Source organism: Microbacterium sp. NPDC076911, from assembly GCF_040687125.1.
In the GTDB taxonomy this organism is placed as follows: Bacteria; Actinomycetota; Actinomycetes; order Actinomycetales; family Microbacteriaceae; genus Microbacterium.
This window is the reverse complement of record NZ_JBFBMP010000002.1, coordinates 145,634-169,640: the sequence shown is the minus strand read 5'-3', so window position 1 is coordinate 169,640 and position 24,007 is coordinate 145,634. Positions and strand designations below refer to the sequence as shown.

Annotated in this window: 25 protein-coding genes and 1 tRNA gene; 17 read left to right on the top strand and 9 right to left on the bottom strand. The window is 63.0% G+C overall.

Features of this window, described 5'->3' with window-relative positions:
- The first annotated feature begins 7 nt into the window (after positions 1-7).
- From AB0O81_RS03275 to AB0O81_RS03265, 3 genes are read left to right on the top strand one after another with little or no spacing between them, the layout of a single operon-like run.
- Positions 8-508, top strand: coding sequence for a carboxymuconolactone decarboxylase family protein (locus AB0O81_RS03275; RefSeq protein WP_363581198.1), 501 nt, complete (start codon positions 8-10; stop codon positions 506-508).
- A complete protein-coding gene (locus AB0O81_RS03270; protein ID WP_363581196.1) occupies positions 505-1,233 on the top strand; it encodes a tyrosine-protein phosphatase in 729 nt (242 codons plus the stop codon). Before AB0O81_RS03275 ends, AB0O81_RS03270 begins: the two co-directional genes overlap by 4 nt.
- 52 nt (positions 1,234-1,285) lie before the next feature.
- Complete coding sequence (locus AB0O81_RS03265; RefSeq protein WP_363581194.1) at positions 1,286-1,747, top strand: SIP domain-containing protein; 462 nt, start codon at positions 1,286-1,288, stop codon at positions 1,745-1,747.
- Between the two features lie 7 nt (positions 1,748-1,754).
- Here AB0O81_RS03265 and AB0O81_RS03260 read toward each other — a convergent pair whose 3' ends face one another.
- From AB0O81_RS03260 to AB0O81_RS03245, 4 genes are all read right to left on the bottom strand, one after another.
- Entirely contained in the window at positions 1,755-2,213 is a 459-nt protein-coding gene (locus AB0O81_RS03260) for a Fe-S oxidoreductase (protein ID WP_363581192.1), read from the bottom strand.
- Positions 2,210-3,031, bottom strand: coding sequence for an arginase family protein (locus tag AB0O81_RS03255; RefSeq protein ID WP_363581190.1), 822 nt, complete (start codon positions 3,029-3,031; stop codon positions 2,210-2,212). The genes AB0O81_RS03260 and AB0O81_RS03255 overlap by 4 nt, the downstream gene beginning before the upstream one ends.
- Before the next feature lie 68 nt (positions 3,032-3,099).
- Entirely contained in the window at positions 3,100-3,861 is a 762-nt protein-coding gene (locus AB0O81_RS03250) for a PspA/IM30 family protein (protein WP_363581188.1), read from the bottom strand.
- A 56-nt stretch (positions 3,862-3,917) separates the two neighbouring features.
- On the bottom strand, positions 3,918-5,927 hold the full coding sequence (locus AB0O81_RS03245) for a TPM domain-containing protein (RefSeq protein ID WP_363581186.1): 2,010 nt from the start codon (positions 5,925-5,927) through the stop codon (positions 3,918-3,920).
- Between the two features lie 154 nt (positions 5,928-6,081).
- Between AB0O81_RS03245 and AB0O81_RS03240 the strand changes: the two genes are divergently transcribed.
- The 4 genes from AB0O81_RS03240 to AB0O81_RS03225 all read left to right on the top strand — a co-directional run bounded on the left by AB0O81_RS03240 (position 6,082) and on the right by AB0O81_RS03225 (position 10,464).
- Positions 6,082-6,921, top strand: a complete 840-nt coding sequence (locus tag AB0O81_RS03240; protein ID WP_363581184.1) for a DUF3097 family protein — start codon at positions 6,082-6,084, stop codon at positions 6,919-6,921.
- Between the two features lie 90 nt (positions 6,922-7,011).
- On the top strand, positions 7,012-7,677 hold the full coding sequence (trmB, locus tag AB0O81_RS03235) for a tRNA (guanosine(46)-N7)-methyltransferase TrmB (RefSeq protein WP_363581761.1): 666 nt from the start codon (positions 7,012-7,014) through the stop codon (positions 7,675-7,677).
- Positions 7,678-7,708: 31 nt separating this feature from the next.
- The gene (locus AB0O81_RS03230; protein WP_363581759.1) at positions 7,709-8,605 is read left to right on the top strand and encodes a CPBP family intramembrane glutamic endopeptidase; all 897 of its coding nucleotides are present in this window, start codon (positions 7,709-7,711) and stop codon (positions 8,603-8,605) included.
- Positions 8,606-8,898: 293 nt separating this feature from the next.
- Positions 8,899-10,464, top strand: coding sequence for a carbohydrate-binding domain-containing protein (locus AB0O81_RS03225; RefSeq protein WP_363581182.1), 1,566 nt, complete (start codon positions 8,899-8,901; stop codon positions 10,462-10,464).
- 89 nt (positions 10,465-10,553) lie between these two features.
- On the opposite strand, the gene AB0O81_RS03220 is transcribed toward AB0O81_RS03225, so the two are convergent.
- Entirely contained in the window at positions 10,554-11,420 is an 867-nt protein-coding gene (locus AB0O81_RS03220; RefSeq protein WP_363581180.1) for a sulfurtransferase, read from the bottom strand.
- An 84-nt stretch (positions 11,421-11,504) separates the two neighbouring features.
- On the opposite strand from AB0O81_RS03220, the gene AB0O81_RS03215 reads away from it, so the two are divergent.
- From AB0O81_RS03215 to AB0O81_RS03200, 4 genes are all read left to right on the top strand, one after another.
- Positions 11,505-12,359, top strand: a complete 855-nt coding sequence (locus AB0O81_RS03215) for a PhzF family phenazine biosynthesis protein (RefSeq protein WP_363581178.1) — start codon at positions 11,505-11,507, stop codon at positions 12,357-12,359.
- 115 nt (positions 12,360-12,474) lie between these two features.
- Positions 12,475-12,864 carry a DUF1761 domain-containing protein gene (locus AB0O81_RS03210; RefSeq protein ID WP_363581176.1) on the top strand — a complete coding sequence of 130 codons (390 nt, stop codon included), beginning with the start codon at positions 12,475-12,477 and terminating at the stop codon, positions 12,862-12,864.
- A gap of 26 nt (positions 12,865-12,890) precedes the next feature.
- Positions 12,891-13,253, top strand: coding sequence for a YciI family protein (locus AB0O81_RS03205; protein ID WP_363581174.1), 363 nt, complete (start codon positions 12,891-12,893; stop codon positions 13,251-13,253).
- A complete protein-coding gene (locus AB0O81_RS03200) occupies positions 13,250-14,482 on the top strand; it encodes a sigma-70 family RNA polymerase sigma factor (protein WP_363581172.1) in 1,233 nt (410 codons plus the stop codon). Before AB0O81_RS03205 ends, AB0O81_RS03200 begins: the two co-directional genes overlap by 4 nt.
- A gap of 41 nt (positions 14,483-14,523) precedes the next feature.
- Here the strand turns inward: AB0O81_RS03200 and AB0O81_RS03195 are convergent, their stop codons facing one another.
- The gene (locus tag AB0O81_RS03195; protein ID WP_363581170.1) at positions 14,524-15,264 is read right to left on the bottom strand and encodes an EI24 domain-containing protein; all 741 of its coding nucleotides are present in this window, start codon (positions 15,262-15,264) and stop codon (positions 14,524-14,526) included.
- Between the two features lie 53 nt (positions 15,265-15,317).
- Between AB0O81_RS03195 and AB0O81_RS03190 the strand changes: the two genes are divergently transcribed.
- Positions 15,318-15,494 (top strand): hypothetical protein, encoded by a 177-nt coding sequence (locus AB0O81_RS03190; RefSeq protein WP_363581168.1) that lies wholly within the window; start codon positions 15,318-15,320, stop codon positions 15,492-15,494.
- 74 nt (positions 15,495-15,568) lie between these two features.
- Here AB0O81_RS03190 and AB0O81_RS03185 read toward each other — a convergent pair whose 3' ends face one another.
- The 3 genes from AB0O81_RS03185 to AB0O81_RS03175 all read right to left on the bottom strand — a co-directional run bounded on the left by AB0O81_RS03185 (position 15,569) and on the right by AB0O81_RS03175 (position 17,617).
- Positions 15,569-16,555: an alpha/beta hydrolase gene (locus AB0O81_RS03185; RefSeq protein ID WP_363581166.1), complete on the bottom strand. Its 987-nt coding sequence runs from the start codon at positions 16,553-16,555 to the stop codon at positions 15,569-15,571.
- A 132-nt stretch (positions 16,556-16,687) separates the two neighbouring features.
- Positions 16,688-16,760: transfer RNA gene (locus AB0O81_RS03180), tRNA-Arg, on the bottom strand.
- A 44-nt stretch (positions 16,761-16,804) separates the two neighbouring features.
- A complete protein-coding gene (locus AB0O81_RS03175) occupies positions 16,805-17,617 on the bottom strand; it encodes an SGNH/GDSL hydrolase family protein (RefSeq protein ID WP_363581164.1) in 813 nt (270 codons plus the stop codon).
- Between the two features lie 123 nt (positions 17,618-17,740).
- Here AB0O81_RS03175 and AB0O81_RS03170 point away from each other — a divergent pair, with 123 nt between their 5' ends.
- The 5 genes from AB0O81_RS03170 (at position 17,741) to AB0O81_RS03150 (ending at position 24,006) form a co-directional block, all read left to right on the top strand.
- Complete coding sequence (locus tag AB0O81_RS03170) at positions 17,741-18,586, top strand: transglutaminase-like domain-containing protein (RefSeq protein ID WP_363581162.1); 846 nt, start codon at positions 17,741-17,743, stop codon at positions 18,584-18,586.
- A gap of 49 nt (positions 18,587-18,635) precedes the next feature.
- Complete coding sequence (gene argS / locus AB0O81_RS03165) at positions 18,636-20,303, top strand: arginine--tRNA ligase (protein ID WP_363581160.1); 1,668 nt, start codon at positions 18,636-18,638, stop codon at positions 20,301-20,303.
- A 6-nt stretch (positions 20,304-20,309) separates the two neighbouring features.
- Positions 20,310-21,122, top strand: a complete 813-nt coding sequence (locus AB0O81_RS03160) for a DUF2993 domain-containing protein (protein WP_363581158.1) — start codon at positions 20,310-20,312, stop codon at positions 21,120-21,122.
- Between the two features lie 179 nt (positions 21,123-21,301).
- Positions 21,302-22,693, top strand: a complete 1,392-nt coding sequence (lysA, locus tag AB0O81_RS03155) for a diaminopimelate decarboxylase (RefSeq protein WP_363581156.1) — start codon at positions 21,302-21,304, stop codon at positions 22,691-22,693.
- A complete protein-coding gene (locus AB0O81_RS03150; RefSeq protein WP_363581154.1) occupies positions 22,690-24,006 on the top strand; it encodes a homoserine dehydrogenase in 1,317 nt (438 codons plus the stop codon). Before lysA ends, AB0O81_RS03150 begins: the two co-directional genes overlap by 4 nt.
- Position 24,007: the final 1 nt, after the last annotated feature.

The window sequence follows — 24,007 nt, the reverse complement described above, 5'->3', positions numbered from 1 at the left end:
TGGCGGCATGAGTGAAGAATCCCGGGTGCACTTATCGCGATCAGCGCCCAAGGCCTATCAATCTCTCGCCGCGTTCTCCAAGACCGTGGGTGCGCTCGCGAGCGATGCGGCAATCGACGTGCGGCTTAAGGAGCTCGTGCAGATTCACACCTCGCAGATCAACGGTTGCGCGTATTGCGTGCGGGTTCACGTGAACGGCGCGAGCCGCGCCGGTGTCTCAGCTGATGAGATCGCCCAGATTCCCGTGTGGCGGGAATCTGGAGTGTTCAGTGCTCGAGAGCGCGCGGGGTTCGAACTGGCCGAAGCCTTCGCGCATATCGATCGAGGGGGAGTGCCCGACGACGTGTACAACAGGGTCGGCAGCGTTTTGACAGAAGAAGAATACGTCGCTCTGAGCTGGATTCTGGTTGCGATCAACGCCTTCAACCGCGTCGCCATCGCAGGCCGCTATCCGGTGCCGCCCCTCGAGGTGGCGGCTGAGAGTGCTACTGCGAGCGAGAGCGAGTGACTTTCGTGGATGAGGCTCCGCTTGTGGCGGGTGCGATGAACTTTCGAGACACCGGAGGTTTGTCCGCGGGCGTCGGTTTCACGCGTCGAAGCATCCTCTTTCGCTCGGGTAATCTGGCGCGGCTGGAGCCGGCGGGCACGCGTGCGCTGGGGGAACTGGGGCTGCGCCGCATCATCGACTTGCGTTCCGACACGGAGGTCACGCATGAGCCAAGTCGCATCGAGGGGCTGCCGATTACGACGCAGCATGTGCCGCTGTTCTTGGGTTCAGTCGCCTCGATGTTCGCGAACGACATCAGCCTCGACGAGATGTATCAGCTGCTGCTCGACGATTCCGCGCTCGGTGTCGTGGCAGCAGTGCGAGGAATCATCTCGGATCAACCGGTGCTGGTGCACTGCACGGTCGGGAAAGACCGCACTGGTGTAGTCGTGGCAATCGCGCTTGCATCAGCAGGAGTTGATGTCGACGCGGTGGTCGGTGACTATGCGCGCACCGAGAGCCTGCTGCCAGCGCAGCGAAATGAGGCCGTGGTGGCACGGCTGCGTCAGCGTCATCCCGAAGCGCGACACATTGAAGACCTTGCCACGCGGTCGCCCGCTCCGGTGATGAGCTCACTGCTGTCGAGGGTGAGCGAGCGCTACGGATCAGCTGCTGACTATCTGCGCGCCCATGGAATCAGCGACGACGAAATCGACGAGCTACGCCGGGTGCTTATCGAGTCGTAGCTGTCAGGTGAGGTTAGGCAACCCTTTGCTATCGCGGTATAGTGAAGGGGTCATGAACTCTTCCACCGAGCACAGCGCGCGCGCATGCCGCGCATCGCGCCACACGCGCGTGCAACACCTCATCACTGCTGATGAGTCTTCGTTGGCAGATCTAGAGGCGCTCCTCGCCACACTTCCAATCTGTTCGACGGGTCGCGTGTTCGTAGAGATTCCTGACCCGAGCTGGCAGGGTGCGATTACCGCTCCAAGCCGCATGGTGGTCACCTGGCTTGATCGATCACGACGTTCGGGTGCTCCGGGAACAAGCCGCGGTTGTGCGAGCGGTGAAGCGCTCTCGAGGGCCGTGAATGCATGGGCCGACGAGATGCTCTGCGAAGAAGACGACGCGACCCGCGTTCACCTGCTCGGCGGCTATCTCGGCACGGCAGACATCGTCGATCATCTGATCGAGATGGGCATCGCGCCTGATGCGATCTGCAGCCCAGAGCGCTACGGGCTCACCGCTTCGCGCTAAGCAGCGGTCACGCGCTGTCGCGGGGAACGTAGTTGCCGTCTTCAAGGCCCGCTTCAATCTCGAAGCGATTGCGTAGCGCATTGCGCCCGGCGAACTGGTAGAGGACCGGCATCAAGATGCCATATCGTTCCCACTGCCGTTTGTGAACAGCTTCGTGCCGCAAGACCTCTTTGGACACGGGTCGATCACCCGTCAGATAGCACCCACCAGCGCAGACGCCGCCGCGCGGAAAAGTCCACTTCGGCATGCCCTGAAATACCCAGAGGCCTTCGCGGTTTTCTACTCGACCCGTACTCCAGATTGAACCCCAAATCCATCCCACTGCGTTTCCGTAGAGATAGCCGAGTCGGCTGATCGGCGAGTCGAGAAGCACCGTGGGAATCATGCGGTCGAGACGTTGGCCGCGCTCGAGAGCAGACGCCGCTTGCTCGCGCCAGTCAGCAGGAGGCTGCGCGATCGGGCTCACGCGAGGCTTCCCACGAGACGTAGGATCGAGCCGAGGTCATCCACAGCTGCGGCGGGAGAAGCCGGAGCGAAGCCGCAGATGCTACTGCCGACGAGCTGAACGCGCGAGCGCAGCTGAGATATCGACGTGACCACGTCGGCGACTTGCGCCCCGAACGGTACTGGCGCCGTCACCCCAGAAATCGCCGAGGGATCGAGCACATCGAGGTCGATGTGCACATAGACCTTCGTCGCGCCGAGGGCAGATACGGCCTCGGCCAGAGCCTCAGGCTCCGCAAGGCGAGAGGTGCTGATGACGGTGACCGGCACGCTATCGACGAAGATGCGCTCGCTGTCGTCGAACTCGCGGACGCCCGCCATGACGACCTGCGTCGGCGAAAGCGGATGCGCGTTCACTCTCAGCGATTCGGTTCCGTCGCCAAGCGCTGCGCGCAGCGCCATTCCGCCGAACGCGCCAGAAGAAGAAGTCTCAGGCGTGTGCAGATCGGCGTGGGCATCGAACCACACCAGGACGAGATCGGGATGCTGCGATGCTGCGTACTCAATGGCGCCGACGGCGGCGCCGCAATCGCCGCCGATCAACATGACGGGACCATCGCTTTCAGCGAGCGCGTCGCGCAACCGGTCACGGGTGCGCGCAATCGCGCTATGGCGTCGTACTCCGGTGTCCTGAGCATCGCCAGCTTCGGACGCCACGTCGATGGTGATGCACGACGCGCGAGGGAGATCGCCAGCGATCGATTGCGCGCCATCGATGAGTCTCATCGCTCTCGGTGACTCAGAACCTTGCCACTGCGGCACAATCATGAAACGCGTCATAGTCCCAATCCTTGCGGAGAAGTGACGAAAGGCCCCGGTCCCGTGGGACCGGGGCCTTTCGTGTGTTGCTAAGGAGTGTACGGCTGGCTGGGGGCGTTGATCGCCGCAGCCGGTGGGGTGCCGCCTGTCTTGATTGCAGCCAGGCGCGCTTCGACCTCGGTCAGTTCGCCGACGTCTTCGAGGGCCTCGAACTGTGCATCCAGCGATGACGCAGCGAGTTCTTGCTTGCCAGCAGCGAGGGCTTCTTGACGACGCACTTTGTCTTCAAACCGGCCGAGTTCGCTGGTGGGGTCGAGCACGTCGATCGATTTGACTGCGTCGTGCACCTTGTTCTGAGCTTCAGCGGTCTTCGCGCGCGCGAGCAGTTCCGAGCGCTTCGACTTCAGCTCTTCGAGCTTCTGCTTCATGCCGTTGAGACCGTCTTTGAGCTTGGCAACGACCTCGGTCTGCGAGGCAATCGTCGGCTCAACGGCGCGGGCTTCGTTCTCTTCGCTGATCTGACGTTGCAGAGCGATCTTGGCGAGATTGTCGAACTTGTCGGCGTCGGCGATGTTACCCGCGCCCCGCAGCTCGTCAGCTTTGCGGCTGGCGGCGAGTGCCTTGTTGCCCCATTCGGCCGCGGCCTGGATGTCTTCCTGATGGTCTCGTTCGAGCAGGCGCAAGTTGCCGATCGTCTCGGCGACGGCCGACTCGGCATCAGCGATGCTGTTGCTGAAATCGCGCACCAGCTGGTCGAGCATTTTCTGTGGGTCCTCGGCGGAGTCGAGAAGCGCGTTGACGTTTGCCTTCATGAGAGTCGAGATGCGACCGAAGATGGACTGTTTCGCCATGGGATTTCCTTCCTAGTGGACTGAGAGTGAATGAATGAGGTCAGAGGGCTCGCAGCTCAGAAACGACCACCGCCTCGGCGACCGCGAGTACCGCCGCCGCCAAAACTGCCGGTGCTCCGGCTTCGGCTTCGTGAGCCGCCGCCTGTGCGCCCCATACCGCCGTAGCCACGCGATGAGCGACCACCCCCGCCCAAGAGTGAATTGATTACGATGCCACCGAGCATGGCTCCCATCATGTTGTTTCCGCCGCCGCCTTGTCTATGGACAGAGCGGGTCTGAAACGCGCCGACATCGTTCTGGGCGAGTTGGGCAGCGTGGGCGGCGAGCTGATTGGCGCGTTGTGCGTGCCCAAGAGCCTGCTCCGGATCGCTGTTCTGCAATCCTTGCGCTCGAATGAGCGACGCGCCGGCTTCGGCAAGGCGCGTGCGTGCTTCTGCACCGACCGCCCCACGGCGTGCTGTGATGAAGTCCTCGGTCGCTGACACCTGCGCCTGTGCTTGCAAGATCTGCTCGCCCACCTGCGCGCGAGCGCGCTGCGCGTTTGCGGCGGCATCTCGCACCTGCTGTACAACCGAGTCGATTTCGGTGTTCGCAGCCTCGAGGCTTTGCATCGCCACCAGCGGGCGCTTTCCGCCCTCGCCCAGACTTGCGCGTGCCGCAGCGATCTGCTGGCCTGTTGCTGCGATTACTGCAGCGACATGCCCGTTGCTGTCAGGCAACGTCGCAGCGGTGCGCATATCGCTTTCAAGTTCTGCAATGAGGGCGACAGAGCGCTGTTCAGCGGCGGCCAAATCTGCGGTCAGTTTCTCGATGGCTTCTTCGAGAAGGGCCGCTTGCCCGACGGCTTCTTCGGCCGCGCGAATTCCCACCGCGGCTTCGCCACCGTCGCCGCGCGTCAGTGCGGCAGAAGCTGCGGCAATCTGCTCGTCTGCGAATGCGATGCGTGTGCTGGCCTGAGTGGGGTTGTCGGCGATCGTTGCGAGCGCCTGGGGTGCATAGAGCAACTCCAGCGAGGCAAGGTGCGCCGCGGCTATGTCCACCGCCTCCACCACAGCGTCGCGTGATTTTTGTACTCGCACGAGTGCATCCGGCGCGTTCTGTTCGAGTTTGCGAAGCTCATCAAACTCGGCTGCCTTTGCGTCGAGCGCCTTGTTGGCTTCGTCGCAGAGCTCGATGATGCGGGTGTTCCACGACCGCACATCAGCGGCAGCGTCGGGAACCTCGTCATCGAGTTGCTGTTTTAGGGCGAATGCATCGTCGAGATTCTGCTTGGCCTTCGCGAGGGTCTGCTCGAACGACTCCGTCGCTTCGTCGCCGAACTGAGCCCGGGCGAATCCCAATTCTTGAGCGCTCGTCTTGAGCGCGTCGTCAGTCTCGATGAGGCTCGATGAAGCTTGTTGCTGCAACTCCTCGATCGATACCGGTGGCTCGGCACTCGATGTGCCGTCAACGCCCGCCCCTACCGATGTTCTCTTGCGTCGGCGTGCAAACCATACGAGGAGATAGATAATCCCGCCGACCACGACGATCCCGAGCAGCAGCGGGAAGAACCAGCCACCGGATCCGTTTGAGGTGCCGCTCGAGCTGGTTCCGTTAACGGCAGAAGTGAATCCGTCTGCTGCGGCGTCGATCGCGCCGGCCCAATCGTCATCTGCGAGGGCGGGCTGCACATCTTCTTGCTCGATGGAGGCGAGCTGTTCGAAGGTGACAGGCCCCTCGGAATCGCCCGAGATGTAGTACTGCCGGCTATCGACAGCCACGGCCATCAAATACTGCGTCGGCCCCAGTCCGTTGGCTTGTGCCGTTTCGTTGGCCCAGTCGGCAGAGTCCGAAGGATTGGTGAACTCATCGACGTAGACAACCCATAGGTCGACGCCGGTGTCACTCTTGAGCTCCTCCAGTCGGGACTGGCCATCGGCAGCGTCGCTGCTGGAAAGCACTCCGGCATCGTCCAGTACGTAGCCTGAGCTGAGCGGGACCGGATCGGTCGCGCTGGCTGCTCCCGATGCCAAAGTAAGTCCAACCGCTACGGTTGCTGCCAGCATCGCTGCCCATCGCGTGCGCATCCAGGTCCCCTCCGGGCGCAGCTCCTGCCCCCAAAAGTCGAGTCTATTCAGCGATCGGGGTGGCGTGGTAGCCCGGCCGCCAGTCAGCTGGGGTGCGCGAGTCGCTGGCGTCGTTCGCTTCGTGCCGCGCTATGGTTTCGCCTTCGGAGGATTGATGGACGATCGGTATGGAGCAGACGTGTTGGCGTCTGGTTGGCGCACGCGCGGGCAGCGCGAGATTCCCCGCGTGCAAGCGCAGCGAGATCTTGTGGTGGAGGTGGTCGAAGACGGCTTTTGCGGCGCGGTCGTTGGCATCAGCTCGGGAATGGTCGAGCTCGAAGATCGCCGGCGCAAGCGGAGGCTCTTTCCGCTCGGCGGCGGATTTCTTATAGACGGAAAACCAGTGACGCTTGTCGTGCCGCAGCGTGCCGCTGAGCGGCCGCGACGTACCGCATCGGGCTCTTTTGTGGCCCCTGAGGCGCGAGCTCGTGTGGCGCGAGCCAGTCGCATCCTCGTTGAAGGTCGGCACGACGCTGAACTCGTCGAAAAGGTGTGGGGTGCTGACTTGCGCGCCGAAGGTGTCGTCGTGGAGTACTTGCAGGGGATCGATTTGTTGCACGACTTGCTTGAGGCGGAGCCACCGTCAGCTGAGCGACGCTATGGCGTGCTCGTCGATCACCTCGTTCCCCACTCAAAGGAATCGCGCGTCGCCCAGCAGATTGAGCGTGGAAAGCATGGTGCGCACCTGCGCATCGTCGGACACCCGTGGATCGATGTGTGGCAGTGCGTCACGCCTAAAGCGATGGGCATCACTCGTTGGCCAGAGATTCCGCGCGGTACCGAATTCAAGGTCGGCATCTGCCGCGCATTCGGATGGCCCGCACAGGACCAGGCCGACATCGCCCACGCCTGGCAACGCATTCTGTCGCGGGTGACGACCTACCGTGACCTTGAACCTGCGCTTCTTGGGCGCGTTGAAGAGCTGATCGATTTCGTGACGCAAGAGGGTAGATAGCCTAAGAGTGTGACCGAGCTGCCCCCTGCTATCCCTGAACCGTCGACTTATCGTGACCGGCCGGTGTCGTTTGTGCGCCGCGGTGGCCGCATGTCAGACGCGCAGGAGCGGGCGTGGGCCGAGCTGGCTGACTTCTACGTCATCGACCCGCCGCGTGACGCGGCTGCCACCAGCATCCTTCCCGGTTCGGCCTTTTCTCCCGCGGATGTCTGGGAACGAAGTGCGCGCCTGGTGGCCGAAATCGGCTCGGGTCAGGGCCACGCGATCATCCACGCTGCGACCGAGAACCCTGACACCGACTTTCTGGCGATCGAGGTCTTCCGTTCGGGTCTCGCTCGCACCATGCTCGCGGCCGAGCAGGGCGAACTGCGCAATATTCGCCTCGTCGAAGCGAACGCCCCAGAGGTGCTCATGCACTTGATTCCTCAGGCGGCGCTCGACGAGCTGTGGGTCTTTTTTCCTGACCCTTGGCATAAGAACAAGCACACCAAGCGCCGAATGGTCACTGATGAGTTCGCTGGTCAAGCAGCCGGAGCGATCGCAGATGGCGGCATGCTGCGCCTCGCAACCGACTGGGAAGACTATGCGCTGCAGATGCGTGCCGTGCTTGATGCGTCCGCCGATTTCGAGCGGGCATTTGACGGTTCGTGGGCGCCTCGCTTCGAGGGTCGAGTGATCACCGCTTTCGAACGCAAAGGTGCACGCGTGGGTCGCGATATTCGTGACCTCGCCTACCGTCGCCGCGCCCGCACATGATCGCCTCGTTGACCGACGCCCTGGAACGCTGATGCCCGCCGCCGATCTGATTCTTCCAGTGCGCTCAGCTCGCTCCTGGGGGCTACTGCCGGCGCTTCTCGTGTGTCTGGCCGCTCCTGCGTTCTTCGTGGTGCGGGTTCCGTGGGTGGGCTGGCTGTTACTTGCCGCCGGGCTCGCAGGAGCGCTCTGGCTTTCACGGGTGGACGCTGCCGTGCAACCCGCAGCTACCGAACAGTCGGCGAGCTCCGGTGCCATCAGCATCCGCCCGCCGAGCCTCGTACGCGACCTGTCTTTGGTTGCTCTTGGGATGCTCATCGTCAGCGCAATCCCTTTGAAAGCCGAACTCGACAACTGGGCTATGGTGCGGTTCAGCCTCGTGCTCGGCGGAGCGGTCGCGGTGCCGTACCTGATCTCGCGGTTCGTCTTTCGGGATTACGCCACTCGGTTCCCATGGCGCGGTGGCGGGCGGTGGACCTCGTTTCAGTGGGGCTGGCTGGTGCTGGTGTTGGTGCTCGGCTGGCTGATTCTGCCGTTCTACTTCATCACCTCGGGCGTCTACCTCAACTGGCCCGTTGTCGACACCCCCGAGATGATTGCGCGACTCTTTGTTGGAGTCGGAGCAGTGGGAATCTGGGACGAGCTGTTCTTCATCTGCACTGTTTTCGCGCTCCTGCGACGCCACTTTCCGGACTGGCAGGCTAATTTGCTGCAGATGGTCGTCTTTGTGTCGTTCTTATGGGAACTCGGCTATCAGGCGTGGGGTCCGTTGCTGACAATTCCGTTCGCACTCCTGCAGGCATTCATCTTCATGAAGACTCGCTCGCTCGCGTACGTCGTCACGGTGCATCTGCTCTTCGATGCCGTGGTGTTTCTCGTTCTTGTGCACGCCCACAATCCGGGTGTGCTTGATGGCCTCTTTCTCGTGTGAGTGTGCCCTGGGCGTGATCAGTGCGTGGTCGGTCTGAAGGTGGTCGGCAGCGAGTATGAATCGTGCTTGCGAACGCTCGGCCGGTGGCACATAGGAAGTTCATTGACTGCACAAAGGCCCGTTGTAGCGAAGCCCTGAATAGTGGCCTTTATGGAGATCACACAGCCCCGCGCGAACGTTGTTCGCGTCGCGATGTGCGGTGTCGGCACTCTCCTTCCCGCGCAACCGATCGGGGTGGCGTTTGCCCCCGAGGTCGGGCGAGTTTTGCGTCGACGAATCACAAGGAGCACAAAATGAAAAACAAGAAGTACACGCTCACCGCAGTAGCCGGTTCGTTCTTGATCGGTGGCCTCATTCTTGCGGGATGCGCGTCGCCCGAGACTGCTACCGAGGTATCGCCGGTAGTGACTACCGAAGTGACGACGACACCCGTTGATGTAACCGAGTCGATCGGAGCGGTCGCCGCAGAGGTTCTCGCAGCCAACGCGAACACGACGACGGTCAACAGCGACGAGTGGAGCATGGACGGCGCGGTGTCTATCGCGCTTGACGGAACCACGGCCTCGGCGGACGGCGAGGGCGTCACCGTCGCAGATTCTACGGTCACTATTTCTGCGGCCGGCACCTACGTGTTGAGCGGACAGTTCGACGGTCAAGTCGTTGTCGACACGGAGGATGAAGACGTCGTTGCTCTCGTGCTCGATGGGGTGGAGATCTCCAACTCGACGAGTGCTGCCATCAATGTCGTGAACGCAGAAGACGTCGTCGTTTCGCTGAGCGGCACCAACGTGCTCACCTCTACCGGCGACGATGAAGAAGCTAACGCGACGCTGTTCAGCGATGCAGACCTGACGATCACGGGCGATGGGTCGCTCACGGTAAGCAGCGTGAACGACGGCATCACTAGCCACGACGATCTTGTCGTGCTGTCGGGAACCATCGATGTCACTGCGGGCGACGATGGCCTTCGAGGAAAAGACTCGCTCGTTGTCGAGGGCGGCACCATCACGGTGGATGCCGCAGGCGACGCGCTGAAGTCAGACCAAGAAGAAGACGACACTCGCGGGTTCATTCACATCGCGGGGGGCACGCTCGATCTTGCGGCCGGCGATGACGGCCTCCAAGCGCAAACTGACCTCGTCATTACCGGCGGTGAGATGACAGTGGATGCTGAGGACGACGGGCTGAAGTCAGAGGTGTACATCGTCGTCTCTGGCGGAGATACCTCGGTGGTGAACTCATACGAAGGTGTCGAGTCGTACTACATCACGATCGAGGGCGGTGCGCTCGCGGTGCTGGCGACCGATGATGGGATCAATGCCACCAGCGGCACCAGCACGACCACAGACATCGGGGGAGTCGTTGAAGACGACGATGGCGCAATGCTCACGGTAACCGGCGGTGAGACCATCGTCTCTGCTGAGGGCGATGGCGTCGACACCAACGGTTCTGCGCTGATCACCGGCGGCACGCTCACGGTATTCGGATCTTCGAGCGATCGAGAAGGTGCGCTTGACGCCAACGGCTCGATCGTGGTCGACGGTGGCACCGTGCTCGCGGTCGGAACAACCGGCATGGCTGTCTCGCCCGATGCGTCATCGGTGCAGGGGTGGTTCTCGGCTTCTCTCGACCAGAGCTTTGGCGCCGGAGAGACGGTTCAGGTTCTGGATGACAGTGGCGAACTGATCGTTGAGTTCACCTCGGTGAAGACGTTCCAGTCGGTCGTTCTGTCGGACGCAGCCCTTGAGGAAGGGGCGACCTACTCGATCACCGTCGGAGGCCAGAGCGCAGGGACTGCCGTCGAGGGTGTCGAAGCTGCTAGCACGACGGGTGGCGGAGGCGCCCCAGGGCGGCCCTAGCAGCCGAGCGGCGAACCCGCAGCGCACGAGAAGATCGCCGTCCGAATCGGGCGGCGATCTCTTTTGATGCAGCCGGGACTGTTTGCGGCTTAGCCCGATCTATCTCCGTCGGGCCCCGGGCCGGTTGCGACGGGGCGGCCGGGCGTGTTTGACCACTGACTCCACGAGCCGGGATACACGGTGACGTCCACACCCACGACTGCTCCCGCGAGTGCGAGATGCGCAGCGGTGAGCCCCGAGCCGCAGTAAGCCGCCACCGCGGCTTCATCCGTTACTCCAGCACTGGTGAAGGCTTCGCGGATCGCATCGGGTTCCGCGAAACGCTCCCCGTCGAGGTATGCCCCGGCAGGAATGTTGACCGCTCCCGGAATGTGCCCCGCGATCGGGTCGTACGGCTCCGTTTCACCTCGGTAGCGCTCGGGCGCTCGCGCGTCGACCAATATGCCGTGCGCGGGCCATGACTCGGCATCGTCGATCGTCGCGAGTCCTCCGCTCAGCTCGTCAATCTCAATCGAGCCCGCCGCGGCTATGACATCGCCCACTTCGAGGGGCATGCCCGCTGCCGTCCACGCTGATAGTCCGCCGTCCAGCACCCGCACGTTGTCGACGCCCGAATGCGTGAGCAACCACCACGCACGCGCGGCCGAGACAGAGCGATAGTCGTCGTAGACAACAACCGCGTCGCCTTCGCGCAGTCCCCAGCGCTGCGCAGCACTTTGGAGCGTCTCTCGCGAGGGGACGGGATGCCGACCCTCCGATGCTTCACCGTGGGTTGCGAGTTCGGTGTCCATGTCGACGTACACCGCGCCGGGAAGATGGCCGGCGCGGTGGTCTGCGCGTCCGTCGGGCTGTTCGAGTCGGTACCGCACGTCGAGCAGATGGATGCCAGCACCGGCCGCGAGCTGATTGTGGAGCTCATCCACAGAGATGAGCGGGGGTATCTGGGAGGTCGCCATGCCGACATCCTCCCACCTCGCCTTCAGCACGCGGCAGAACAACTGCGAGAGGCTCTAGAGGTCGGCAGCAAGTACTCTTTCAGAATGCTAGCGCCCGAGGTTCTCAGATACGCGGCTTTCAGCGCTCGGCCAGACGGCGGCAATCCCGCCGGGGTCGTGCTCTCAGCAGGGGAGCTGGACGACGTCGCGATGCAACGGATCGCGGCGGAGGTCGACTACGCAGAAACTGCGTTCGTCACCGGGATCAGAACCGACGGTGCGCTGAAGATTCGGTACTTCTCGCCGATTGCCGAAGTCCCGTTTTGTGGGCACGCAACGGTGGCGACAGCAGTCGCCTTCGCTGGACAGAACGCGTCAATCAGCGGCAACGCGGTCACGTTCGAGACGCCGGTGGGGGATGTCGAGATCGCAATCTCGCGCGACGAGGTAGGTGTTCGTGCGGCATTCACAAGCATCCCGCCGTCGGTCGGAGAACTCGCCGACGGCGACCTTGCGACGATCCTCGAACTGCTGGGGCTCACTGCCGACGCGCTAGATCCTGAGCTGCCGCCACGTATCGCTCACGCGGGCAACCCGCACCCGGTCATCGTGCTCCGCGATCGCAAGGACTTCGACAGCTTCACGTTCGACCCAGGGGTGGTCCGATCTTTCATGGACCGCAGAGGCTGGCCCGCGACGATCACAGTGGCTCACCGATTCGAGCCCGACCGATTCGGCGCACGCAACCTGTTCCCTGTCGGGCGGATCACCGAAGACCCGGCGACGGGTGCTGCGGCAGCGGCTTTTGGCGCGTACCTGCGCGAGCTCTCCGCGGTGGTAGTGCCCGCTCGAATCGTGATTGAGCAGGGCGAGCATGTTGGACGACCCGGATTCCTCACCGTCGATATCCCCCTGACTGGCGGCATCGTCGTCTCAGGTCATGCAGTGCCCATCGAGTAGGTTCGCGCTGGGTCGAGCGGACGGTCCGCAGAAAAACTTTCGACTGTGCTGTCGATTGCAGGCGGATGCTGCGTCATACCGGTGAGGCGGAAAGGCCGCCACCAAAGGATGCCCTATGAACGTGCCACTCAACTTCGTCGCAATCGTGATAGCCACGCTGGCGGCGATGGTCATCGGCTATCTCTGGTACGGACCGCTGTTCGGTAAGTACTGGCGCCGACTGTCAGGTCTCGACACCAAGGCTGCGCCGAAGCCGCAGGTCATCTATCCCATCACTCTCGTGGCCAGCTTTGCTACGGCATGGAGCCTGGCGTGGGTTGGCGGTGCCACTGGCGTGAATACTGTCGTGGTGGCCGCTATCCTCTGGCTTGGCTTTTCTGCTTCTCGAGCACTCATCGTGACACTCTTCGAGGCGCGGCCGATCCGGCTGTTCCTGATCAACACGGGCCACAACCTGGCTGTCGCACTCGCAATGGCTGTCATCATCAGTGTTATGGGCATCTAGCCCGCTCGACTTCGAAGGAACAGCAAATGGAATACATGATCCTCATCAACTCTGATGAGACATACGCAATGCCGGAACCCGGTCAACCGGGCTTTGATGAAGTCATGGCGGCCTGGATGGCCTTTAACCAGAAACTCATCGATGGCGGTCACTGGATAGCCGGCGCAAATCTGGAACCAACGACGACAGCAACAACTGTTCACAAGGTGCCCGGGGCTGCTCCGACTTTGACGGATGGCCCGTACGCTGAAACCAAAGAGCAACTGGGCGGGTTTTATCTGGTGAAAGCCGCAGATCTCGATGAGGCGCTTGCCCTCGCGACTTCTTTGCCGATTCCCGCCGCATCTATCGAGGTGCGGCCCGTCAAGGTGAGGCCAGACGCAGCTTGACCGACTTGATTGCCGAGGCGATTACTCGCCTCGCGCGTGAGGAGGGCGGGCGCGTTGTCGCCCTTCTCGCGCGTCGCTTCGGCAATCTGGATGTCGCTGATGAGGCAGTGCAGGCCGCGCTTGTCGTCGCCGTCCAGGCGTGGGAGCGCTCTGGTGTCCCCGACAACCCGGCCGCGTGGCTGTACACAGTCGCGCGTAATTCCGCGATTGATGAACTCAGGCGCGAAGCGGCGATCCGGCGTCGAACGCTTGCTGTCGCATCCGAGGTTCTAGAGAGACAGAGCTGGGAGGCGGAACCGAGCATGATCGACGACGATCAATACGATGGGTCTGAAAGTCTGCGCCTGATGCTGCTCTGCTGTCATCCGGCACTTGATCGTGACTCACAGGTTGCCCTCACGCTGCGACTCGTCGGCGGGCTGACAACTCCAGAAATCGCCGCCGCCTTCCTGATTCCCGAAGCGACTCTCGCGCAACGCATCGTGCGAGCCAAACGCAAGATTCGGGCCGCAGGCATTCCGTTGTCGATCCCCGCTTCACTCGATCAACGAGTTGGCGCGCTGCTTGGTGTGCTCTACCTGGTTTTCAACGAGGGCTATTTGTCTCGCTCACGCGAGGGCATGCGGGTGGACCTCGTCGATGAAGCGGTGCGGCTTACCCGGCACGCGCGCGAACTGCTCCCTGAAAATGCCGAGGTCGAGGCGTTGCTCGCGCTTGAGCTGTACGCGCACGCACGCACTCCATCGAGAGTTAACTCCCTGGGCGATCTTGTACTGCTCGCCGATCAGGATCGAAGCGCGTGGGACCAGGCTGAGATAGACGAAGCCAATGGCGTTCTTCACACTGCCATGAAACGACTGCAACCTGGCGCGTTTCAGCTTCAGGCGATGATTGCGGCCCAGCACGCTAACGCGACTACTGCAGGTGACACGGATTGGGCGCTGATCGCTGCGCTGTATGCTCAGCTGACTCAAGTGGCGCCGTCACCCGTCGTCGCGCTCAATCATGCGATCGCGGTGGCCATGGCTGACGGCCCGCTTGTGGGTCTCACACTCCTAGAAAGAGTCGATTCGCTTCAGGAATACCATCTCTTCCACGCAACCAAGGGAGAGCTTCTGTTGCGAGCCGGCCGACGAGATCTTGCCCACATTTCTTTCGTTCAGGCGCGCGCGCTCACAGCCAACGCCGCAGAACAGCGACACCTCGAGCGGCGACTTGCGGACTGCTAGAGCCGGTGCCACGCGAGCGCAGTCTGCTGAGGGCTGATACCTCAGGAAGCCTCGACCGCCTCGTCTAGAAGCGAACGCGCGAGGAGGGTCGAGCCGGCAACAGCTGCCGGCATTGTCGCTACGGCGCCGAGCGGCACGAGGAAGCACAGCTGTGTGGCGACGCCGAAGCCCAGCACGCGGGCGCGCCGCCCGCGCCGCAGTGCGCTTCGCTCAGTGCCGATCAGGCCGCGTGCGGTCAGAGCACGGGAGGTCAACTCGTCGGTCAGAAGCCACCCCGTCAGCGTGACGCCGACAATCCCGCCGAGTATCGAGCCGACGGCCGGGATCAAGCCGATGAGTACGGTGATCAGCGCGACCAAGATGCCGCGCGCGATCAGACTGAGGCTGTCACGTGCTGCGCGCCAGAAACCATAATCTGCTTCAAGGCGGCCTGTGCCTTCGGCCGCTTCCACCGAGCGCCAGATGCGGTCATAGAAAGGCTCACCGATCAGCAGAGTGAGAGCGGTGAATGACACCGCACCGATAGCCAGCGCCGCGCCGAACATCGCCGTGCCGACGGTGACGCGGATGACCATCGCCCAAATGGGGGACCATCCGTCAGCGAAAGGCGTCAGCATGCTTGTGAGCCCGGGCAGCGACACGCCGAGTGCGACGAGGCCGGCGACGAAGAGTACAGCGACGATCGCTGCGGGAATGAGGCCCAGCGCCATGGCGCCCGGCCGACGGCGCCAATGCGCAAAACCCCGGAAGAGCAGGCCAGCACCACGGATGAATTCGCGCATCGCGTCCAGAATACGGGCGGATAGGGTTGTGTCGTTCTCACTATCATCGACCTGTGGCCAAGAATGCGATCATCTTTCACGGCACCGGTGGCAACCCTGAGGTGGCGTGGTACCCGTGGCTTGACCGGCGACTGAGCGAGCGGGGATATCGCGTAGAGCGCCCACACCACCCGGGCATCAATGTCGAGCCGATCGCTGAATTTTTGCTCTTAAACCGGCTGGTCCGCTGAAACTGCGACCAGGTGCAACATCGAGTGCTTCAGCGCAGCATTGCCGCACCACAAAGCTCGTGGCCAGCGCCGCTTCAGGCCTGCTGAGCGCAAATCGGGTGGAGCCAGCCGAGGATCGTCTGGAGTGCTTCGGGATCGAGGTGCGTGCCGTCTTCGTTGTACACCGCGCCCGGGGCCGCGGCGATCTCGACGGGTGTACGAGTGTCTTCTTTGAAGACATGGTTGGCGTTGGTCGGGTAAGCGAAGACAATGTGGTCGTTGCCCGTGGCGGCGCGCTCAAGCGGTTCAGCGTCGAGTGACATGTCAACTTGCACATCCTTGGCACCGATCAAGACGAGAGTGGGGATGCTCACGGCACCGAGATACGCGGCCGCGCTGTCGGCGACGAGTTCGCGCGCGAGCGGGAGGTTGGCGGGTGCCTCCAGGCTGGCGAGCAGCCGTTTCAATGGGTCGGGAAGAGTTGCGTCGGGGTTCATCGGCTCACCTGCTGCGTAGCGTGCGAGCGCTTCTTCCACCGCGGTCACGATTGCAGCACCGTCGGGCAGTTGTGCTGTTTGCGCCGCGAGTTGTGACAGGAGAACCTCTCCCACCGGCCGTCCCGGGGGTGCGGACAGGACGGTACCGACGAAAGGAAAGTCCTGCGCGCTCGTTGCGTAGTGCAGCACGTGCAGCGTGCCCTCGCTGTTGCCGAACCCAACGATGCGAGCCGAGTCGATTGCGTCATAAGCGGCCAGTGCGCCGACGGCGGCCACGAGCTCGTCCAGATGAGAGCGCATGCTCATTGTGCCCGACAGCGCCGCAGCATTCTCGGCCGCGTGCGGGCCCGACGCGCGCTTGTCGTAGCGCAAGGAGGCGATTCCGGCCTCGGCGAACGCCTCGGCAAACAAGCGTCCGCTGCCATTCGTGCCCGAGACAAGCGGTGAGCACCAGTCGCGGTCAGTCGGTCCACTACCAGCGACGAGGACAACCGCCGGAAACGGGCCTGCGCCGTTCGGAAGGACCAGGGTCGCGGCCATCACGATGCCGTCCAGGTTCCAGCTGAGTTCGAGTGATCGGGTCATGGTGCCCAGTCTTGAGGCGCATGGCCCTAGAACGCCAATTGAGCGAGCCCGTTCTTCGCTCAGGCATCGGCCCAGCACCTCGGGATCAAAAAATCGCGGGTCCGGAAGACCCGCGATCTCTTGTATTTGCTGTGCCCCCGGCGGGAATCGAACCCACGACCTTTGGTACCGGAAACCAACGCTCTATCCCCTGAGCTACGGAGGCGCACCGATCGAGATTACCACCCATGCCGCCGCGTCTTCACCGGTTCAGGGCGAAATGATCGGTTCGGCATCCTCCGGGGCATCAGCGACAACTTCGGTCGGGGCGATGATCTCGCCGAGAGCCGTCATCACTCGCTCGGCAAGGTAGGCGTGCCCCTCGGTCGAGGGATGATCCCGACCTGCACCCGTATCGATCACGTCAAGATAGTTCGCCGCAATGATCCAAGACTCAGCGATCGGCGAGATGTACCACCATCCGCGCTCCGCTGCGAGCGTCGCGAGCTCTTGATCGATCTGCTCGGTGGCCGCTTCGATGGGCAGCACCTGCGGGGCGGGGCCAAGGATGACGATGGATGCGGCAGGGTACTTCGCCGCAAGCTCATCCCAGGCGGCGTTGACCGCTCCCTGATAGGCAGCGGGCTCATAAAGGCGACGGTCGTTGATTGAGCCCTGCACAATGATGAGGTCAGGGGAGAGGGCAGCATCCATCGCCTCGAATCGGGTGCCATATGCGGGGCCGTCGATTCCCGGTTTGAGATAGCCGCTGCCGCGCACACCGTCAACGCGCACCTCCCAGCCGAGGTCTGCGCCGAGTCGGTAGGCAAAGCCCAATTCGGGAACGATCGCCGCCGAACCATAGACCCACGAATCGCCGAACACCAGCACACGGGGCGACGTGGGAAGAACAAGTGCTTCAGCGGTCGTGCCGACCGGCTGCGATTCCGCGCCAGCGACCGGCGCCGAAGTCTGCAGCCAAGGGCGCCAAAGCGTCGTCGCGCATACCACTGCGAGAGCGAAACCGACTGCGATGACCGCCCACCACGGGCGTGAAACCCGGGCTTTGGGGTGCGGCGTCATGCTTCGAGGCTACGCGACGATGAGGCCGCGTGACCCCTCACTTCAGTGACGCATCGGCGCCCGCAACATGTGGCCCAAGAACATGTGGCCCCGGGGTCTGAATTACCGTGCGAGGATACTTCGATGCACCGCTTCGTTACGGCTGAACTGGACCTCGATCTGGGGGCGTCCATCGACCTCATTTTCCAGATCACCGCGGCGCAATCGATGCCCCTTTCGAGCGAGCAGTTGACGTTCATGCAGGGTGGCCGCGTGTACACGCCCACCGAGATCGTCGACCAGTCTGGCAGCCGCCTCCACCGGCTCACCGGCGAGGCCGGACTGCTCGAAGTGCGCTACGAAGCAGTCGTTGAAGGACGCGCAACGCATGCGCGCACCAGCGACCTCGAAGCGATCACCTACCTGCGCCCCAGCCGCTACTGCCAGTCCGATGAAGTGTTCCAACAGGCCCGCCGCCAGTTCAAAGGTCTGCAAGGGCACGATCTGATCGCTGCGGTCTCTGAGTTCGTGTCGACCAGTACGACCTATACGCCAGGACTGAGCCAGGGCACAGATAGCGCAGTGACCACGCTGATGACCGGTCAGGGAGTATGCCGCGACTACGCACACGTCGTCATTGCCCTGCTGCGCGCCATGGACATGCCGGCGCGCTACACGGCCTGCTTCGCGCCTGGCCTCAGCCCGATGGACTTTCACGCCGTCGCAGAAGCCTACTTCGACGGTGCCTGGTACGTCATTGACGCGACACGACTGTCGAACAGAAACTCGCTTGTGCGCATGGCCACCGGGCGTGATGCATCAGACTGCGCCTTCTTGAGCTACCACGGTGGATTCGTCGGGCTTGAGCGCATGCGCGTCGACGCGTGGGTGCTGCCCGACGATGGTGAAGATGCCGTGCGAGTGGGAGCTGTAGCCGATGTCACCGACCCGGCTTCAGACGATTTCATCGAACTGGTGCAGATCGCCTGATCGATGCGGCGAGATTGCTCCCGTCCGCCACAACTAGACTGGCACGGATATGAATCCTGATGCTCTCTCCGCCGCTCTGCTCGCCGTCATCGCCCCGCTCATCGAGGCGCGACGCCCGGGCGCAAGCGACGGTCTGACGTCGGCCGACGTTCCGCTCGAGCGCCCCAAGAATCGCGACCATGGCGACTGGGCATCGAACGCGGCGCTCAAGCTGTCGAAAGCGGTAGGCGTCAACCCCCGCGAGCTCGCGGCCGAGATCGCCGAAGCACTCGGCGCGGTCGATGGCATCGCCAGCGTTGAGGTGGCAGGTCCCGGGTTCATCAACATTCGATTGGATGCTGCCGCTGCTGGCGCACTTGCGAAGACCATCGTCGAGGCGGGCGCTGCCTTTGGCACGAACAAGACGCAGGCCGGCCGAACGATCAACCTCGAGTTTGTCAGCGCGAACCCCACTGGCCCGCTTCACATCGGCCACACGCGCTGGGCCGCGCTCGGCGACGCTATCGCACGCGTGCTGCTCGCCAGCGGCGCCACGGTTGATCGCGAGTTTTACATCAACGACGCCGGCGCCCAGATGGAGCGCTTTGGGCACTCCGTGCTCGCAGCCGCGCAGAACAAGCCGACCCCAGAGGGCGGCTACGCCGGCGCATACATCGACGAGCTGGCACGGCGAGTTCTCGCCGCCGAACCCGGCCTGCTTGAACTGAGCGACGACGAACAACTAGAACGATCGCGCGAGCTCGCATACGGCTTCCAACTCGCTGAGGTGCAGTCGTCACTGTTGCAGTTCAATGTTCATTTCGACGTGTGGTTCTCGGAGCGCACGCTTCACGCGCCTGGCCCGAACGGCGAGCCCAGTTTGGTCGACGAAGCGGTAGACCGGTTGCGCGAGCAGGGTCACGTCTTTGATGAGGGTGACGCGGTGTGGGTTCGCACAACCGACTTCGGTGACGACAAAGACCGCGTTATCCGTCGATCCAACGGTGAATACACCTATTTCGCCGCCGATGCTGCCTACTACCTGAACAAGGGCGACCGTGGCTTCGCGCACAAGATCTACCTGCTCGGTGCTGACCACCACGGCTACGTGCACCGTCTGAAAGCGCTCGCCGGTGCCGCAGGAGACGACCCCGAAAAAGACATCGAGGTTCTCATCGGGCAGCTCGTATCGGTGAACGGCGCACGCCTCAGCAAGCGCGCCGGCAACATCATCGAGATGGATGATCTTCGTGAATGGCTCGGCACCGACGCGCTGCGCTATTCGCTGGCACGCTACCCCGCTGACTCGCCGCTCACGCTCGATCCAGAACTGCTGCGCAAGCGCACGAACGACAACCCTGTCTTTTACGTGCAGTATGGCCACGCGCGTACGCACAATGTCGGGCGGAACGCGGCAGCATCCGGCGTTGATCGCAGCGAGTTCGCTCCCGAACTGCTCACTCACGAGACCGAGTCAGCGCTGCTCGGCGCGCTACAGGAATTCCCGCGTATCGTCGCATTCGCCGCCGAGGTTCGTGAGCCGCATCGGGTCGCACGTTATCTCGAAGAGCTCGCAGGTCTGTACCACCGCTGGTACGACAACTGCCGCATCATTCCGCTCGGCGACGGCGAGGTTGAAGCGGTGCATCGCACCCGCCTATGGCTCAACGATGCCACCGGACAGGTGCTTCGCAACGGACTCGACCTGCTCGGGGTTAGCGCACCAGAACGGATGTAAGAGCCGATGAGCCTAAACGATACGCAGCCGACAACGGTCATTCCTGACTGGAGCTATGCAGAGCCGCCCAAGAAGCGTCGCTGGCCGTGGATCGTGATTCTGGTTCTCGTCGTGGGCGGCGCGATCGTGGCCTGGTTCGCCGCCGAGGCTGCGGCACGCGACATCGCCGAGAAAATGATCAGCAGCGGTGTGGCAGATCAACTCGATCTTCCCGCGGATCATGAAATCGATGTCGACATCGAAGGCACGGTGATTCCGCAGCTTGTCGTCGGTCGACTCGACACTGTCGTGATCACCTCTGACGACGTGCCGCTCGGTGACGTAGTCGCCGACGTGAGTGTGACGGCGAACGATGTGCGGGTGCGTGAACCGCAGGGCATGAGTGGGGCGACTGCGACAGTCGCTCTGAACGAAGAGCAGTTGCGCGGATTGATGTCAACGGTCGACGGTTTTCCCGCTGACACGATGGGACTCAGTGGCTCAACGATCACGATGGACATGGAGCTGTCGCTCCTGGGCCTCTCCGTGCCCGTCGGCGCCGCTCTCACACCGTCTGCCGTTGAGGGTGAACTCGTACTCAGCCCCGATTCCGTCGAGGCGGCGGGCGCAGAGCTAACCGCCGAGCGTTTGCGCGACCAGTTCGGAGTTGTTGCCGATGTGGTGCTCAAGGACTGGCCGGTGTGCGTGGCGGAATACCTGCCTGCTGGAGTAACGCTGACCAGCGCCGAGGTGAGCGGTGGCGAGCTCATAGCCGACTTCACCGTCGACAGTGCGCTGCTCACGACCGACGCGCTACAGCAGAACGGCACCTGCGAGTGACACCACGCCATCGGGCGTCATACGTCACGGGCTCGGCATACGCCGTGCCGTAGACTCAGGAACTGCCCGGCGCGTGCGCCTGCCGGCCGCGGTATTTTGCCGCCTTGGCTGTTCTGGCGGCATCGCAACCCAAGTTCCCACCGATTGGTCTTTCTGTGTCCGCCGCTTCGCCCTCTTCCGTGTCGACACGGCTGGACGCTCCCAACGACGCCAACGAACTTGTCGAGGCAGTGTGGCCGAGCGATGCGACCCGCGACGAACAGGGTGAGATTCTGCTTGGCGGCATCACTGCTTCTGCGCTACGCGAAGAATTCGGCACCCCACTGTGGGTCATCGACGAAGACGCCATTCGTGCTCGCGCACGACAGACGCTCGATGCGTTTCGCGCGGCGGCAGGGCGTCATGGAGCAAGTGCCCGCGTCTATTACGCCGGCAAAGCGCTATTGACTGCTGAGGTCGTGCGTTGGGTTACCCAAGAAGGCCTCGCCGTCGATGTGTGTACCGGAGGGGAGCTGGCTCTCGCGCTCGCCGCAGGAGCAGAACCTGCGCGCCTCGGCTTCCACGGAAACAACAAGAGCACGTCCGAACTCGAAGCCGCGGTAGCAGCCGGAGTTGGCTCGATCGTCATTGACAGTCCGATCGAGATCGAGCGTCTCGGGGCAATCGCCCAGCGGCTTGGCATCAACCAAACGGTGCTGATCCGTGTGAACAGCGGCGTGCACGCCGAGACTCACGACTTTCTTGCCACCGCTCACGAAGACCAGAAGTTCGGCTTCACCCTGGCGGATGCTCCGGCCGCCGTCGCGCGCATCCGCGAACTCTCTTCGCTCACCTTCATCGGCTTGCACTGCCATATCGGCTCGCAGATCTTTGGTACCGCTGGCTTTGAAGAGTCAGCCGCGCGCCTTATCGAGTTGCACGCCAAGCTCGCCGAAGACGCGCCTGTGCCGGTGCTCAACCTCGGCGGCGGATTCGGCATCGCCTACACCGCAGCAGACCAACCGACCCCGATCGAAGAGCTCGCGGCAGGCATCGCCGACGCCGTCGCTCGCGAATGCGAGGTGCGAGGCATCGCCATGCCCAACCTGGCATTCGAACCAGGGCGCACGATCGTTGGCCGCGCTGGTGTCACTCTGTATGAAGTGGGAACCACCAAGACCGTCAACCTCGAAGACGGCGCGACCCGCCTCTATGTGAGCGTCGACGGCGGCATGAGCGACAACGCGCGCCCGGCGCTGTATGGCGCGCAGTATTCGGCGCGCCTCGCTTCGCGCAGCAGCAATGCCGACCCGACGCTCGTGCGCGTTGTTGGTAAGCACTGTGAGTCTGGCGACATCGTGGTCGACGCGGAGTACCTGCCCGGCGACGTCACTCCCGGCGACCTGCTCGCGGTGCCGGCCACCGGCGCCTACTGCTTCTCGCTGGCAAGCAATTACAACTTCGTCCCTCGCCCGCCCATGGTGGCGTTGCGTGGGGGAGAGGCACGAGTCATCGTTCGCGGTGAGACGATCAACGATCTGCTCGCGCGTGATGCTGGCCTCACCGATTCTCCGATGGAAGGGATCGCATGACCGATTACCGCCGCCTCCGCGTCGCACTCCTGGGTGCTGGCTCCGTAGGCTCTCAGGTTGCTTCGTTGCTCAGACAGCACGGTGACGAGCTCGCCGACCGCGCGGGAGCAACACTCGAGCTTGTTGGCATTGCCGTGCGCGATGTCAACGCGCCGCGCGAAGTTGATCTGCCTCAAGAACTGCTCACCACTGACGCGAAGACGCTCATTGTTGGTGCAGACATCGTCATCGAGCTGATGGGCGGCATCGAGCCCGCACGTGAGTACCTGCTCGAAGCGATCAACTCTGGTGCAGACGTCGTCACGGCCAACAAAGCGCTGCTGGCAACCCATGGGCCCGAGCTGTTCGCGGCTGCAGACCAAGTGGGCGCGCAGGTGTACTACGAGGCAGCTGCCGCGGGCGCAATCCCCATCATTCGTCCGCTGCGCGATTCGCTCGCTGGTGACCGCGTGCAGCGCATTATGGGCATCGTCAATGGCACGACGAACTACATCCTCGACCGTATGGATAAAGAGGGTGCCGAATTCGCAGACGTTCTCGCCGACGCGCAGGCTCTGGGATATGCCGAGGCTGACCCGACGGCCGATGTCGAGGGCTACGACGCCGCTCAGAAGGCAGCGATTCTCGCGAGCCTGGCATTCCACACGACGATTCCCCTTGAGTCGGTGCACCGCGAGGGCATCACTCAGATCGACAAGTCGATGATGGATGCTGCCCGCAAAGCGGGCTACGTTATCAAGCTGCTCGCCGTCTGCGAGCGACTCAACGACTCCGCTGGCGGTGAATCGATCTCGGTACGCGTGTATCCGGCGCTGGTTGACCGCGAGCACCCACTCGCGTCGGTCCACGGCGCGAACAACGCGGTCTTCGTGCAGGCAGAGGCCGCCGGAAACCTCATGTTCTACGGCGCTGGAGCGGGTGGAGTTCAGACAGCCTCCGCAGTGCTTGGCGACGTTGTTTCGGCTGCGCGCCGCCACATCGCCGGAGGTGTCGGGGTCGGCGAGTCGACGCTCGCCAACCTGCCTATCGTGCCTATCGGGCACGTCACCACGCGCTATCAGATCACGCTCGAAGTCAACGATCGTCCAGGAGTGCTCGCAACGGTTGCTGGCACGCTGAGCGATGGCAAGGTGTCAATCGCGACCGTCGAACAGACAGTGATCGACGCCGACGACGCGGACGCAGCCACCGCGCGCTTGGTGATCGGCACGCACAAGGCACGTGAACAAGATCTCAGCGACACGGTAGACACGCTCGCCGCAAGTGGCGTCGTAGCACGGGTTGTATCGGTATTGCGGGTAGAAGGAGACTGAA

Bases quoted from the DNA above. Each gene is read 5' to 3' on its own strand.
- AB0O81_RS03275 (WP_363581198.1), top strand. From the start codon at position 8: ATGAGTGAAGAATCCCGGGTGCACTTATCGCGATCAGCGCCCAAGGCC.
- AB0O81_RS03265 (WP_363581194.1), top strand. From the start codon at position 1,286: ATGAACTCTTCCACCGAGCACAGCGCGCGCGCATGCCGCGCATCGCGC.
- AB0O81_RS03255 (WP_363581190.1), bottom strand. From the start codon at position 3,031: ATGACGCGTTTCATGATTGTGCCGCAGTGGCAAGGTTCTGAGTCACCG.
- AB0O81_RS03250 (WP_363581188.1), bottom strand. From the start codon at position 3,861: ATGGCGAAACAGTCCATCTTCGGTCGCATCTCGACTCTCATGAAGGCA.
- AB0O81_RS03245 (WP_363581186.1), bottom strand. From the start codon at position 5,927: ATGCGCACGCGATGGGCAGCGATGCTGGCAGCAACCGTAGCGGTTGGA.
- AB0O81_RS03240 (WP_363581184.1), top strand. From the start codon at position 6,082: ATGGACGATCGGTATGGAGCAGACGTGTTGGCGTCTGGTTGGCGCACG.
- trmB (WP_363581761.1), top strand. From the start codon at position 7,012: ATGTCAGACGCGCAGGAGCGGGCGTGGGCCGAGCTGGCTGACTTCTAC.
- AB0O81_RS03230 (WP_363581759.1), top strand. From the start codon at position 7,709: ATGCCCGCCGCCGATCTGATTCTTCCAGTGCGCTCAGCTCGCTCCTGG.
- AB0O81_RS03225 (WP_363581182.1), top strand. From the start codon at position 8,899: ATGAAAAACAAGAAGTACACGCTCACCGCAGTAGCCGGTTCGTTCTTG.
- AB0O81_RS03220 (WP_363581180.1), bottom strand. From the start codon at position 11,420: ATGGCGACCTCCCAGATACCCCCGCTCATCTCTGTGGATGAGCTCCAC.
- AB0O81_RS03215 (WP_363581178.1), top strand. From the start codon at position 11,505: ATGCTAGCGCCCGAGGTTCTCAGATACGCGGCTTTCAGCGCTCGGCCA.
- AB0O81_RS03210 (WP_363581176.1), top strand. From the start codon at position 12,475: ATGAACGTGCCACTCAACTTCGTCGCAATCGTGATAGCCACGCTGGCG.
- AB0O81_RS03205 (WP_363581174.1), top strand. From the start codon at position 12,891: ATGGAATACATGATCCTCATCAACTCTGATGAGACATACGCAATGCCG.
- AB0O81_RS03195 (WP_363581170.1), bottom strand. From the start codon at position 15,264: ATGCGCGAATTCATCCGTGGTGCTGGCCTGCTCTTCCGGGGTTTTGCG.
- AB0O81_RS03185 (WP_363581166.1), bottom strand. From the start codon at position 16,555: ATGACCCGATCACTCGAACTCAGCTGGAACCTGGACGGCATCGTGATG.
- AB0O81_RS03175 (WP_363581164.1), bottom strand. From the start codon at position 17,617: ATGACGCCGCACCCCAAAGCCCGGGTTTCACGCCCGTGGTGGGCGGTC.
- AB0O81_RS03170 (WP_363581162.1), top strand. From the start codon at position 17,741: ATGCACCGCTTCGTTACGGCTGAACTGGACCTCGATCTGGGGGCGTCC.
- argS (WP_363581160.1), top strand. From the start codon at position 18,636: ATGAATCCTGATGCTCTCTCCGCCGCTCTGCTCGCCGTCATCGCCCCG.
- AB0O81_RS03160 (WP_363581158.1), top strand. From the start codon at position 20,310: ATGAGCCTAAACGATACGCAGCCGACAACGGTCATTCCTGACTGGAGC.
- AB0O81_RS03150 (WP_363581154.1), top strand. From the start codon at position 22,690: ATGACCGATTACCGCCGCCTCCGCGTCGCACTCCTGGGTGCTGGCTCC.